Origin of the sequence: Xanthomonas sp. D-99 (assembly GCF_017746145.1) — a bacterium.
GTDB classification, from domain to species: Bacteria; Pseudomonadota; Gammaproteobacteria; order Xanthomonadales; family Xanthomonadaceae; genus Xanthomonas; species Xanthomonas cissicola.
The window spans coordinates 7,127-21,088 of the sequence record NZ_JAGHWU010000047.1 but is presented as its reverse complement, the minus strand read 5'-3'; the positions used below and the strand labels follow the sequence as shown (position 1 = coordinate 21,088).

Sequence of the window (13,962 nt, the reverse complement as noted above, 5' to 3'; positions counted from 1 at the left end):
TGGGATTTTTCTAAGGGACATCCATGTCCCTTAGAAAAACGTCGCGCATCCTTGCGCGCCGCCCCTTCGGGGTTTGACCCACGTGGCCTGCCGCTGCGGTATGGGGGCCCGAAAAGCCGAAAGCAGAGCAACAGCAAACTAAAGCCAGAGCGCAGCGACAGCGACAGCGACAGCGACAGCGACAGCGACAGCGACAGCGACAGCGACAGCGACAGCCAGTGCAACACGAGGCAACTCAGATCCCCGTTCGCCAACCAATCCCGAATCCCCAATCCCACCCCTTTGGCATCCCACTTGCATCAGCACCTCCCATGAGCCCTGAAATCGCCCTGACTGAATTGCGTGGTGGCCTGGTCACCGTCCTGTGGATTGCCGGACCGATGTTGCTGGCCGTGCTGGTGGTCGGCGTGGTGATTGGCGTGGTGCAGGCCGCCACCCAGTTGAACGAACCGACCATCGCCTTCGTGGCCAAGGCAGTGGCGCTGACGGCCACGCTATTTGCCACCGGCAGCATGCTGTTGGGGCATCTGGTGGAGTTCACCATTGCGCTGTTCCAGCGCATTCCGCATCTGATCGGCTAGCGGGCCAGCGCGGATGGATGCTGCAACCCAGATGGTGATCGATGGCCAGCGCGCGTTCGCGATGGTCGGGGCGATCATGTGGACCATGCTGCGTACCGGTGCGTTGCTGACCGCAATGCCGTTGATCGGGACGCGGGCGGTGCCCGGACGGGTGCGGGTGATGCTGGCCGGAACGCTGGCGATGGTGCTGGCGCCGATCCTGCCGCCGGTGCCGGAGTGGGACGGCTTTACCGCGCAGGCGGTGCTGAGCATTGCGCGCGAGCTGGCGGTCGGGGCCAGCATGGGCTTCATGCTGAAGCTGATTTTCGAAGCCGGCGCATTGGCCGGCGAACTGGTGTCGCAGTCCACCGGCCTGTCGTTCGCGCAGATGTCCGACCCCATGCGCGGCGTGACGTCGGGGGTGATCGCGCAGTGGTTCTATCTCGGCTTCGGGCTGCTGTTCTTCGCGGCCAACGGGCACCTGGCGGTGATTGCATTGCTGGTGGACAGTTACAAGGCGTTGCCGATCGGGACCGCGTTGCCCGATGCCGGCGCATTCGCCGAAGTAGCGCCCACCCTGTTCCTGCAGATCCTGCGCGGCGGGTTGACCCTGGCCTTGCCGATGATGGTGGCGATGCTGGCGGTCAACCTGGCCTTCGGCGCACTGGCCAAGGCGGCGCCGGCATTGAACCCCATGCAACTGGGCCTGCCGCTGACGGTGTTGCTGGGGCTGTTCCTGCTGTCGAGTTTCGCCAGCGAGTTCGCCCCGCCGGTGCAACGCATGTTCGATACCGCCTTCGATGCCGCCAGAGAGCTGACGGCCTGATCGCGCATCGATATCAGTGGCCGCAAAAAGGCTGCCAGCAAACTGGCGCCTTGATCGCACCGCTCCATCCTGGAGCTCGCAACACCGTGAATGGTCTCAAGTTTCTGAACGCGCAGCCGTCAAAACCCCTACACGATTGACGCTGCGTATCGTCGTCCAACACCTCTCCATCCCACGGGAATCGATGCTCACTGTGCCCGCGCTGTTGGCCCCGATGCGATTGCAAGGCGCCCGCCTGCATGCAAGGGCGTGGCTGTTGCTGGCGGCGGTGCTGATCTCCAGCACCAGCTGGGCGCAAACCTACAGCTTCCGCGAGTACGCCCAGGCCGATGGCCTGCAGGGCATGACCGTCAACAGCCTGCTCGAAGACCGCCAGGGTGTGGTCTGGGTCGGCACCGAGCTGGCGCTGCACCGTTTCGAACGCGAACGCTTTACCCCGGTCGGCAAGGAGAGCGGGCTGGATGCGCGCTATATCCGCGCGCTCGGGCTGGATGCGGCCGGACGTCTGTGGGTGTCCAGCGCCAATGGCCTGTTCGTGCGCGAGGGCAACGACTTCGTGCAGGTGCTGCGCGATGGCAAACCGATCCGCGCCGACAGCGGCAATGTCGTTGCCGCCTACGCCGATGGCGTGGTGGTGGTCAGCGAAAACAGCCTGCTGCGGTTGTCGCCCAGTGCCGCAGGCGGCTGGTCGGTCCACCCCCTGCCCTTGCAGTTGGACGATGGACGCCTCTTGCCGGCCGGCAGGGCCTTGCTGGCCGATGGAACCGCGTTATGGGCCAGCTGCGGCCAGCACGTCTGCCGGATCGATGCCAGCGGCAAGATCACCTTGCTGGCCGAGAACGACGGCGTGCCCGAACGGCAATGGCGCGCGATCTTTCGTGATCGCCTGGGCACCCTGTGGTTGCGCGGTGGCGGGCTGGTGCTGTCACGTGCTGCCGGCGAGCACGTGTTCCGCAATCGCCCGGCGCCGGCGGGCACCCGATTCGACACCCTCTCCGGTGCCACGACGCTGTCGGAAGATGCGCAGGGCCGCCTGCTGACGCGCTCGGACCGCGGCCTGGTGCGTTGGGAAGGCGACCATTGGCGCTACTTCGGTCAGAGCCAGGGGCTGCAGATCAGCCCCATGGTCGGCCCGTTGATGATGCAGAGCACCGGCCAGCTGTGGATCGGCACGCGCGGCCTGGGTGTGCAGCGCTGGCTGGGCTACGGCACCATCGAACACTGGGACGAAAGCCAGGGCCTGGCCGAAGCGCCGACCTGGGTGAGCCAGCGGCTGCCCGGCGGTGAGCTGCTGGTCGGTGGCGATGCGGGCTCCAATGTGCTCGATCCGCGTAGCGGACGCATGCAGCCGTGGACGCTGGAGAACGGCCAACCCCTGCTGCAGTCCATTTCCATTGCGCTGTCGCCGGACGATGGTGCGGCCTGGGTGGCGCGCTCGTCCGGGGCCGTGGCGCGGCGCGACCCGCGTAGCGGCAAGACCACCGATGTGCTGCAGCTCGACCTGCCGATCAACAGGCTGATGTTCGATACGGCCGGCACTTTGTGGATCACCACCCCGCGCGGGCTGTACCGCGTGCAGCGCGGCACCCCACTGAGCGCCGAGCGCGAAACGGCGCTGCCGGCCGCCTTCGTGGGCGATATCGACCTGGATCCGCAGGGGCGGCTGTGGGCCAGCACGCGCGAAGGCCTGTTCCTGCAGGCCAAAGACGGCCGCTGGCAGCGCGTGCAGGTGCGCGGCGACCTGCCTAGCCAGGATTTCTTCCTGCTCGATTTCAGCGCCGATGGCGAAGTCTGGCTGTCGCTGCGCGATACCGGGCTGTGGCACGGCCGGCTGCAGGCCGACGGCAGGTTGACGCTTGCCGCCGTGGACGACCCGCTGGTGGCACGGGTGATGCCCTTCATCCTGCGTCACGACAGCAAGGGCCGGCTATGGCTGGGCAGCAGCCAGGGCCTGGATGTGTACCAGAACGGGCGTTGGGCGCGGGCCACGCGCACGGAAGGGCTGTTGTGGGACGACATGTCGGCCAATGCATTTTTCGAAGATACCGATGGCAGCGTCTGGCTCGGCAGCAGCCGTGGCCTGACCCACTTGCTGGATCCGATGCGCGTGTTCGCCGCGGCGCCGCTGCGGGTGGACATCCTGCATGTGCGCCGCGGCAGCCAACCGCTGCTGCCGCAAGCCCGGGTGGAGTGGTCGCAGGTGCCGCTGGATGTGGAACTCAGCACCCCGGGGGCGGAGGGCGGCCCGGACCGCGTCAGCTTCCGTTACCGGGTCGAAGGCCATCAGGCCAGCTGGACCAGCACCTCGCTCAGCCACCTGACCTACCCGCTGCTGCCGCCGGGCAGTTACACGCTGGAAGTGCAGGCGATGGATGCCTACCAGCGCAGCAGCAGCCCGATCACCCGCTTCGGGTTCGAGCTGGTGCCACCGTGGTGGCGGGGCGTTTGGGCCATTGTCGGATACGTGCTGCTGAGCATCGCGGCGGTGATCGCGCTGCTGCGTTGGCGCACCGCCAAACTGCTGCGACGCAAGCGCGAACTGGAGCAGCTGGTAGCCAAGCGCACCGCCGAGCTGGAACAGGACAAGCGCGATCTGGAAGCAGCGCGCGCCGAACTCTCGCTCAAGGCCACCCACGACGAACTCACCGGCCTGCTCAACCGCGCCGGCATCCTGGCCGCGTTGCGCGAGATGCTGCTGCATGCCGAACACAACGGGCGTCCGCTGGCGGTGGTGTTGATCGATCTGGACCACTTCAAACTGGTCAACGACCAGCATGGCCATCTGGCCGGCGACGCCGTCCTGGCCGGGGTCGGCCGCCGCATGGACACCCTGATGCGCGGCGACGACCGCATCGGCCGTTACGGCGGCGAAGAATTGCTGGCGCTGCTGCCTGGTTTGAACCTGGATGCCACGCATCGGCTGGACGCCCTGCACCGCGGCATCTGCGGCGACTACCCCATCGATGGCGGCTGGCTGCATGTCACCTGTTCGGTCGGCGTGGCCTGGTTTCAGCGTGGCGAAACGCTTGAGCAACTGCTGGCGCGCGCCGACGCGGCGCTGTACAGGGCCAAGCGCAGTGGCCGCAATCGTGTCGATTACGACCACGTGCCGCTGGACACGTTCGATCAGGTGTGACGGCAGCGCAGGTGACTTAAGCCGCGCGCCGCACCCGTCCCACGCGGACCCTGAAGGCACCTGAGCGCTGGCAACCGAGTGCAGCCTTCGATCAACACACGCTGCTCCTGCCAATGACCACGCGTGGAAAGCCCTGTAGGGATTGCGGGTGATTGTGCTTGCGCAAACGTGTGACCAGCGTCGTACAACACGCGAGCTGACAGCCGCGTTCGCCAGATCCTCACGCTGTCATGCTCGCTGAAGCATTAAAGAAATACGCGTCGGCCGCCGCTAGTTGTTCCAATGCAGCCTGCGATGGGGGGTTGCCGAGGCAAGGCTGAGACACCGCGCGAGGGGCGCGGACCGCATTGCCGATGCGTGGGAGACTGCAACGTCCGTGGGGTTTGAGCACCGCCAATGGAGGTCATCGCACCGGCGTGCACCGCTTGCCATGGTGTTGCTGTTGGCGTTGCTGTCGTTGGCCGACCTGGCCGGTGCGCAAAGCGCCAGCATCCGCCGCTATGCCCACGACCAGGGCCTGCTCGGGCTTGCCGGTACCTGCCTGCTGCAGACCCGCGCCACCTTGCTGTGGGTGTGCACCGAGAGCGGGCTGTATCGCTACAACGGGCGCATCTTCCAACAGGTCCCGCTGGATGGCCTGCGCAACGAGCCCACCACCTCGATCGCCGAAACCGCCGATGGGCGACTATGGGTGGCCGGCTTCCAGGCCTTGTTCGTCGGCGACGAGCACGGCTTCCGCAAACTGCAGCCGGATGAAGCCGAGCACCTGGGGGAGCAGATGCAGCTCGCCACCCTGTCCTGGGGCACGGTGCTGGCCAATGGCGGCACGCTGGAAATCCTGCAGGGCCGCGCCAACGATCGCTGGCACAGCGAACCGTTGCTGGACACGGCAACCCGGGTACGCGTTCCCGAGTTGGCGAAGTCGCTGAGCCTGTCGGTGGACGGCGACACGCTGTGGGTGGGCTGCGCACGTAAGCTGTGCGCCATCGATGCGCAGCGCAAGGTGCAGGTGTTCGGGCCCGAACACGGCGTGCCGGACGACCGGTGGTACAGCGTGTTGCGTGACCACGATGGCGGGCTGTGGGTGCGCGGTGCGGGCACCCTGCTCTATCGCGCGCGCGGGACGACCGCCTTCAGTGTTCGCTCGCTGCCGCTGCTGGATGGCAGCACGGTCGGGCGGCCGGCATCGCTGGTGATGGACCGCGAAGGACGCGTGCTGGTGCGTCGTAACGACGGACTGGCGCGTTGGGAAAACGGCCACTGGCGCACTTTCGGCGCGGACAATGGGCTACCGCCCGGCAGCAGCGATGCGATCTTGGTGGATCGCGACGGCGATGTATGGATGACCGTCGACGGCGAAGGGCTGGTGCGCTGGGCCGGCTACGAATGGATCGAAAACTGGGACGCTTCGCAAGGCATGCCGGCCGCGCCGACCTGGTCGATCGCCCGCGACGCGCAAGGCGCGCTGCTGGTCGGCAACGAGCACGGCATCGGCCGCCAGGCCGACCCGGGCGAGCGCTTCGTCCCGGCCCTGCACAGCGCCGGGATCCAGGTCGTGGGCATGCAGCGCAGCGCAGACGGCACCCTGTGGACGCTGAATTCGGCCGGTTTCCTGCGCCGCACCTGGCCGGACGGGCACAGCGCGCAGATCGCGAAGCTGCCGCGCACTGCGCGTCGCCTGCTGATCGACCGCCAGGGCCGGCTGTGGATGCTCAGCGCCGGCGGCTTGTTCGTGATCGAACACCCGCTCGACGGCGGCAGCCTGCAGGAGGTGGCCGACGTGCCCGCCATCGCCTACACCGACGTCCAGCAAACCGCCGACGGCACGCTGTGGGTTTCCAGCTCCAACGGCTTGTTCCGGCTGCGCGATGGGCGGTGGTCCAAGGTCAAGGTCAAGGTCAACGGCGGCACGCCGGAGCCATGGATCGCCAAATTCCACATCAGCGACAGCGGTGAGGTATGGCTGGCGTTCTATCGCCCCGGCCTGTGGCACGGCATGTTGTTGCACGACGGCCTGGACCTTCAGGAAATCAGCGACGAGGCGCTGCGCGATGTCGGCGTGTACCTGCTGCGCGGCGACAGCGTCGGCCGGGTCTGGGTCGGCCATGCACGCGGCGTCGAGGTTTACGACGGCGAGCGCTGGGCGCATCTGTCGCAGTCGCAGGGGCTGATCTGGGATGACGTTTCCGAGGCTGCGTTTGCCGAAGATCCGGATGGTTCGGTGTGGATCGGCACCGCACGCGGCGTGAGCCACGTGAGCGACCCGGCGCGCCTGTTCGACGAACGCCAGCCCAGCGTGCGCATCGACAGCGTCAGCCGCGGCGGCATGCCGGTGCAGCGCGGGCAGCTGCTGGGCTGGAGCGACAAGCCCTTGCACATCGAGCTGTCGACGATGGAGGTCTACGACGACCCCAGCCGCCTGACGGTGCGTTATCGCCTGCTCGGCCTGCACGACCAGTGGATCCAGAGCGACAACCTGTCCATCGACCAGCCGCCGCTGCCCTCCGGGCATTTCCGTCTGCAGGTACAGGTGCTGGACCGCTACCGTCGCACCGCTTCGCCGATCGCCGACCTGCCCTTCGCGGTCGCGCCACTGTGGTGGCGCAGCCCGCCGGCGATTGCGCTGTATGTGTTGATCGGCGGCGGCCTGCTGATCGGCCTGTGGCGCTGGCGGCACCGCCATCTGGTGGCGCGCGAACGCATGCTGGCCGAATTGGTATCCGAGCGCACTTACCAACTGGAGCGCGAAAAACGCGAACTGGAAAACGCGCGTGCGGCGCTGGCCTTGAAGGCCAGCCACGACGCACTGACCGGCCTGCTCAATCGCTCCGGCATCCTGGAAGCGATGGCCGAAGAACTGCAGGGCTACGCGCACGGCGAGCATCCGCTGGCGGTGGTGTTGATCGATCTGGACCACTTCAAACAGGTCAACGACGAACATGGGCATCTGGTCGGCGATGCGGTGCTGGCCAAGGTGGGCGCGCGGCTGACGGCCTGCCTGCGCGATTCGGACAAGGTGGGCCGCTACGGCGGCGAAGAATTGCTGCTGTTGCTGCCAGGCATGAGCCAACAGAGCCAGCAGCGGCTGCGCGCCATCCACGAAGCGCTCAGTCTTGCTCCGTACGAGGTGGGTGCCGCACGCCCGCTGCAGGTGACCTGTTCGGTGGGCGTGTCCTGGTTCCGCGTCGGCGACACCGCCGCCTCGCTGCTGGCGCGTGCGGACGAAGCGCTGTATCGGGCCAAGCGCTCCGGCCGTAACCGCATCGAGCCGGAGGAACCGGAAAGTTCGGTGGCATGAGCCGCGCCGGCGGCCAGGCCATGCCGGCGCGCTCAGGAAGGAAGCGCACGCGTCTCGTTGGCAGGCCCCGGCGCGCCGGCAGTCGATGTGGGCGAACATGCCGTGATTGCGTACGCCGACTGCGTACGCGGACGGCCGCAGGACCTTGAAGCGTGCCGTCTGTGGCGGCAACGCGGGGTTGATGGCATTGGCCGCTTCCCGCGCTCAAGAAGTCGCGCAAGGGGTCGCTAGGTCTTGGGCAACGCGTCTTTCGACGTGGGAACTGGATAGGTGGTCGGAACCTACAACCCTGGCATGGTGATGCTGTCGCTGGTGGTGGCCGTGCTGGCTTCCTACACCGCGCTGTATCTGGCCGCACGTACCACTGCCAGTCGCGGCGGCATTGCGGCCGCGTGGCTGGTGGGCGGCGCCATTGCCATGGGCATCTGGTCCATGCACTTCGTCGGCATGCTGGCGTTCCGCCTGCCGATTCCGCTGGGCTACGACCTGGCGCTGACGTGTTATTCGATGCTGGCGGCGATCCTGACCTCGGCGCTGGCGCTCTGGCTGACCTCGCGCACGGACCTGCCGTTGCTCCGGTTGGGCCTGGGTGCGCTGTTGATGGGGCTTGGCATCGCGCTGATGCATTACATGGGCATGGATGCGCTGCGCATGGTGCCGGCCATTCGCTACGACCCGCTGCTGTTCGGGCTGTCGATCGCCATCGCCATCGGCGCCTCTGCTGCCGCGTTGTGGATCGCGTTCCGGCTGCGCCACGATGGGCAACGCTCCAGCCTGCGTCTGATCGCCGCCTCGATCATGGGCGTGGCGATCGTGGGCATGCATTACACCGGCATGGCCGCCGCGCAGTTCGCGCCCGGTAGCGTGTGTGGCGCGGTTGCCGAGACGCATCTGCCGTTGTCGTGGCTGACGGCGGTCGTGGTGCTGGTGACCTTGGTCCTGCTGATGCTGGCGCTGGTCATTTCGTTGCTGTCGCGCCGCTTTCAGCAGCGCACCGATGTGCTGGCGCAATCGCTGGCCAAGGCCAATGCCGAACTGGCACTGGCGACGCTGCACGACCCACTCACCCGGCTGCCAAACCGCATCCTGCTGCACGAGCATCTCGTGCAGAACATCGAACGCGCCCAGCGCCAGGGGCAGCGCTTTGCGGTCATGCTGATCAACCTGGACGGCTTCAAGGTGATCAACGATGGTTATGGTCATGCGTTGGGCGACCGCCTGCTGGTGGTCGTGGCCGAGCGCTTGAACGCGCACCGGCGCGCGCATGGCAGCCTGGCGCGGCTGGGCGCGGACGAATTCGTGCTGGTGGCCGACATCGTCGACCCGGAAGATGCCGCTGCGCTGGCCGCGCATCTGGTGCAGGCGCTGGCGGTACCGTTCCTGGTTGCCAACCACGAGCTGCGCCTGAGCAGCAGCATTGGCATTGCGCTGTACCCGGAAGACGCCGGTAGCGAGCACCAGCTGCTGACGCATGCCGATGCGGCAATGACCCATGCCAAACATGCCGGCCGCAACCGCTACAGCTTTTTCGAACGCTCGATGACGGCCACCACCCGCGACCGCCTGCAGCTGCTGCAGGAACTGCCGCGCGCGCTGGAACTGGGGCAGTTCGTGCTGCATTACCAGCCCAAGTACTGCGCCGAGGACGGCCGCCCGATCGGCGCCGAAGCGCTGATCCGCTGGCAGCACCCGGAACGCGGCCTGGTGCCGCCGGACAGCTTCATTCCGCTGGCCGAACGCAGCGGCATGATCGGCCTGCTCGGCAGCTGGGTGCTGCGGCAGGCTTGCCGCCAGATGCGCGACTGGCGGCAGGCCGGGCACGGCGACTGGCGGGTGGCGGTCAACCTGTCGGCCCTCCAGCTGGCCTCGCCCAGCCTGCTGGACGAAGTGGCCACCACGCTGAGCGAGTATGCGCTGGCCCCTGGCCAGCTCACCCTGGAAATCACCGAAACCATGGCCATGCGCGACGCCGAGGCCTGCCTGCGCACCCTGGGCCAGCTCAATGCGCTGGGCGTGCGCATCGCCATCGACGACTTCGGCACCGGCTATTCCAACCTGCTCTACCTGCGCAAGCTGCCGGCGCACGAGCTCAAGATCGACCGCAGCTTCGTCCAGGCCATGGACGGCAGCGCCGAAGACATCGCCATCGTGGCGGCCGTGGTGGCGCTGGCGCACACCATGCGCCTGCAAGTGGTGGCCGAAGGCGTGGAAACCCTCGCCCAGCGCAACACCCTGGAACGGCTGGGCTGCGACCAGCTGCAAGGCTATCTGCTGGGCCGCCCGATGGACGCCGAACGCTTCATCGCCACCGTGGTTGCCGAGCGCGACGGCCCGCGCCGCCCGGCCAGCTGAGCCGCTCGCTGCAGCCCCGGCGTCTGGCCTAAGGTGCAACCCGCAGCCACCGCTTTTCCGAATCCCGAATCCCGAATCCCGATTCCCGATTCCCGATTCCCAGCTCCACAAACTGGAACGCCGCTTGCATCGGTTGGGCTAATCCCCCACCGGCACCTCCATGTCCGAGTCCGAAGACGGCGGCGAGCGTACAGAGCTTCCCACCGAAAAACGCCTACGCGAGGCCCGCGAGCAGGGCAACATCCCGCAGTCGCGCGAGTTGTCGACCGCGGCGGTGTTCGGTGCCGGCGTGTTCGCGCTGATGGTGCTGGCCCGTGGCATCGGCGATGGCGCTGCGGTGTGGATGAAGACCGCGCTCAGCCCGGACCCGAAGATGCGCGAGAACCCGATGGCGCTGTTCGGCCATTTCGGCGATCTGCTGCTGCAGTTGCTGTGGGTGATGCTGCCCCTGATCGGCATCTGCCTGGCTGCCGGGCTGGCCGGCCCGCTGATGATGAGCGGCCTGCGCTTCTCCGGCAAGGCGATCATGCCCGACCTCACCAAACTCAACCCCGCCAACGGGATCAAGCGCATGTGGGGCAGCAACAGCCTGGCCGAGCTGATCAAGTCGGTGCTGCGCCTGCTGTTTGTCGGGCTGGCCGCCAGCTTCTGCATCTCCAGGGGCCTGCACGGCCTGCGCTCGCTGGTGAACCAGCCGCTGGAACAGGCCATCGGCAACGGGCTGGACTTCACCAAGAGCCTGCTGTTCTACACCGCCGGCGCGCTGGTGCTGCTGGCCGCCATCGACGCGCCCTACCAGAAGTGGAACTGGCTGCGGAAGCTGAAGATGACGCGCGAAGAGATCAAGCGCGAGATGAAGGAAAGCGAGGGTAGCCCGGAAGTGAAGGGCCGCATCCGCCAGATGCAGATGCAGATGTCGCAGCGCCAGATGATGGAAGCGGTGCCCAAGGCCGACGTGGTGCTGATGAACCCGACCCACTACGCGGTGGCCCTCAAGTACGAAGGCGGCAAGATGCGCGCCCCGATCGTGGCGGCCAAGGGGGTGGACGAAATGGCCTTCCGCATCCGCGAAGCCGGCGAACAGCACCGGGTGGCGATCGTCACCGCGCCGCCTTTGGCACGCGCCTTGTATAGGGAAGCGCAAATCGGCAAGGAAATTCCCGTGAGACTCTATTCGGTCGTGGCCCAGGTGCTGTCCTACGTCTACCAGCTGCGTGGCTGGAACGGCGGCCCGATGCCGGAACTGCCGTCGCTCGAGGTGGATGAGTTCGGCAAGGGAGCCGGCGCATGAGCGCCCGCCCCGCGCCGATGAACGCCCGCCGCGTCATGGAGTTGCTGCGCAACGGCCTGGGCGCCCCGCTGGCGTTGATGGCCATGCTGGCCATGCTAATGGTGCCGCTGGCCGCGCCGGTGCTGGATGCGTTGTTCACCTTCAACATCGCCATCTCGCTGATGGTGCTGCTGGCGGTGGTGTATGTGCAGCGCCCGCTGGAATTCACCATTTTCCCGATCGTGCTGTTGATGACCACGATGCTGCGACTGGCGCTCAACGTCGCCTCCAGCCGCGTGATCCTGATCAACGGCCAGGACGGCCACGCCGCGGCCGGCAAGGTCATCGAGGCCTTCGGCCAGTTCGTGATCGGCGGCAATTACGCCGTGGGTATCGTGGTCTTCGCGATCCTGACCATCATCAACTTCGTGGTCATCACCAAGGGTGCCGGACGCGTGTCGGAAGTGACCGCGCGCTTCATCCTGGACGCCATGCCCGGCAAGCAGATGGCCATCGACGCCGACCTCAACGCCGGTTTGCTGACGCGTGAGGAGGCCAAGGCCCGCCGCGAGGAAGTGCGCGAGGAAGCCGACTTCTACGGTGCGATGGACGGCGCCAACAAGTTCATCCGCGGCGACGCCATCGCCGCCATCCTGATCCTGTTCATCAACCTCATCGGCGGCATGGCGGTGGGCATGCTCCAGCACGGCATGAGCTTCATGGATGCCGCCTCCACCTATACCCTGCTGTCGATCGGCGACGGCCTGGTGGCGCAGCTGCCGGCCCTGCTGGTCTCCTCTTCGGTCGCCTTGCTGGTGACCCGCGCCTCGCGTGCGCAGGACATGCGTGGGGCCATGGTCAGCCAGGTGTTCGGCCAGCACCGCGCGTTGGCGGTGGCTGCGGCCATCCTCGGCCTGGTCGGCCTGGTGCCGGGCATGCCGAACGTCGCGTTTTTGACGCTGGGCCTGGTCCTGGGCGTGATCGCCTGGAAGCTGTACAAGCGCAGCTTGGCAAAACCGGCGGCCGGCGATCCGGCGGCCGATCCGCAGGCGGCCGCCGCTGCGACCGCCGCCCAGGCCAGCGCCGAACTGAGCTGGGACGAGCTGCGCCCGATCGACCCGCTGGGCCTGGAAGTGGGCTACCGGCTGATCCCGCTGGTGGACAAGAACCAGGGCGGCGAACTGATGGCGCGCATCAAGGGCGTGCGCCGCAAGCTCACCCAGGACATCGGTTTCCTGGTGCCGCCGGTGCATATCCGCGACAACTTGGAACTGTCGGCCAATGCCTACCGGCTACTGGTGCATGGCGTGCCGGTGGCCACCGCAGAAATCTATTCCGACCGCGAACTGGCGCTGGACCCAGGCGGCGCGCTCGGCCAGCTCGACGGCATCCCCGGCAAGGACCCGGCATTCGGCCTGGACGCCACCTGGATCCAGCCGCACCAGCGCGCCTATGCCGAATCGATGGGCTACACCGTGGTCGACCCGGCGACCGTGGTCGCCACCCACCTGTCGCACCTGATCCGCGAACACGCCCCCGAATTGCTCGGCCACGAGGAGGTCCAGCAGTTGCTGGCGACCCTGGCCAAGACCGCGCCTAAGATGGTCGAAGACCTCACCCCGAAGGCCCTGCCGCTGTCGGTGGTGGTGCGCGTGCTGCAGAACCTGCTGATCGAGAAGATCCCGGTGCGGCAGCTGCGCAAGATCGTCGAAGCGCTGGTCGAACACGCCCCGCATAGCCAGGACCCGGCCACCCTCACCGCCGCCGTGCGTACCTCGCTGGGTCGCTTCATCGTGCAGGAAATCGCCGGCATGTCGGCGGAGCTGCCGGTGTTCACCCTGGCCCCGCAGCTGGAGCGCGTCCTGCAGGAATCCACCCACGGCAACGGCGTGGCGCTGGAGCCCGGGCTGGCCGAACGCCTGCACCAGAGCCTGGCCGATTGCGTGGGCAAGCAGGAAGCCCGCAACGAACCGGCGGTGGTGCTGGTCCCCGGCCAGGTGCGCGCCGCACTTGCCCGCCTGGTCCGCCACAGCGTGCCCAGCCTGTCGGTGCTGGCCTATAGCGAAGTGCCGGAAGACAAGCGCCTGAAGCTGGTCGGCACGATCAGCTAAAGACTAGCGCCCCTCATCCGGCGCTGCGCGCCACCTTCTCCCGCCCGCGCGAGAAGACAACGGGTTGCCAGCGCTGCAGCGGCGTTGCACCAACGCCTCCCTTCCCCCGCCTGCGGGGGACGGTGCCCGAAGGGCGGATGGGGGCAGCCGTCTCGCGATGTTCCCGCAGGTGTGACTCTCACGGCACCAACCGCCCTCATCCGGCGCTACGCGCCACCTTCTCCCGCCTGCGGGAGAAGGCAACGGGTTGCCAGCGCTGCAGCGGCGTTGCACCAACCCCTCCCTTTCCCCCGTCTGCGGGGGACGGTGCCCGAAGGGCGGATGGGGGGCTGCCGTCTCGCGATGTTCCCGCAGGTGGACTCTCACGGCACCAACCGCCCTCATCCGGCGCTGCGCGCCACCTTCTCCC

Annotated in this window: 7 protein-coding genes; all 7 read left to right on the top strand. The window is 67.3% G+C overall.

The features are described from left to right. Positions 1-311 precede the first annotated feature (311 nt). The 7 genes from J7360_RS16125 (at position 312) to flhA (ending at position 13,553) form a co-directional block, all read left to right on the top strand. Positions 312-581: a flagellar biosynthetic protein FliQ gene (locus tag J7360_RS16125; protein WP_005917968.1), complete on the top strand. Its 270-nt coding sequence runs from the start codon at positions 312-314 to the stop codon at positions 579-581. Positions 582-594: 13 nt separating this feature from the next. After that, complete coding sequence (fliR, locus tag J7360_RS16120) at positions 595-1,386, top strand: flagellar biosynthetic protein FliR (protein WP_022559109.1); 792 nt, start codon at positions 595-597, stop codon at positions 1,384-1,386. 214 nt (positions 1,387-1,600) lie between these two features. Then, positions 1,601-4,522 carry a diguanylate cyclase gene (locus tag J7360_RS16115; protein ID WP_057661824.1) on the top strand — a complete coding sequence of 974 codons (2,922 nt, stop codon included), beginning with the start codon at positions 1,601-1,603 and terminating at the stop codon, positions 4,520-4,522. A 376-nt stretch (positions 4,523-4,898) separates the two neighbouring features. After that, the gene (locus tag J7360_RS16110; RefSeq protein ID WP_209034228.1) at positions 4,899-7,820 is read left to right on the top strand and encodes a diguanylate cyclase; all 2,922 of its coding nucleotides are present in this window, start codon (positions 4,899-4,901) and stop codon (positions 7,818-7,820) included. Between the two features lie 270 nt (positions 7,821-8,090). Then, positions 8,091-10,172 carry an EAL domain-containing protein gene (locus J7360_RS16105; RefSeq protein WP_057661816.1) on the top strand — a complete coding sequence of 694 codons (2,082 nt, stop codon included), beginning with the start codon at positions 8,091-8,093 and terminating at the stop codon, positions 10,170-10,172. A gap of 160 nt (positions 10,173-10,332) precedes the next feature. Continuing rightward, positions 10,333-11,463: a flagellar biosynthesis protein FlhB gene (gene flhB / locus J7360_RS16100; protein ID WP_057661818.1), complete on the top strand. Its 1,131-nt coding sequence runs from the start codon at positions 10,333-10,335 to the stop codon at positions 11,461-11,463. A 17-nt stretch (positions 11,464-11,480) separates the two neighbouring features. Next, positions 11,481-13,553, top strand: coding sequence for a flagellar biosynthesis protein FlhA (gene flhA / locus J7360_RS16095; RefSeq protein WP_029819345.1), 2,073 nt, complete (start codon positions 11,481-11,483; stop codon positions 13,551-13,553). Positions 13,554-13,962 lie beyond the last annotated feature (409 nt).

Excerpts from the sequence above, each read along its gene's own strand:
- J7360_RS16125 (WP_005917968.1), top strand. The coding sequence starts at position 312 with ATGAGCCCTGAAATCGCCCTGACTGAATTGCGTGGTGGCCTGGTCACC.
- fliR (WP_022559109.1), top strand. The coding sequence starts at position 595 with ATGGATGCTGCAACCCAGATGGTGATCGATGGCCAGCGCGCGTTCGCG.
- J7360_RS16115 (WP_057661824.1), top strand. The coding sequence starts at position 1,601 with ATGCGATTGCAAGGCGCCCGCCTGCATGCAAGGGCGTGGCTGTTGCTG.
- flhB (WP_057661818.1), top strand. The coding sequence starts at position 10,333 with ATGTCCGAGTCCGAAGACGGCGGCGAGCGTACAGAGCTTCCCACCGAA.
- flhA (WP_029819345.1), top strand. The coding sequence starts at position 11,481 with ATGAACGCCCGCCGCGTCATGGAGTTGCTGCGCAACGGCCTGGGCGCC.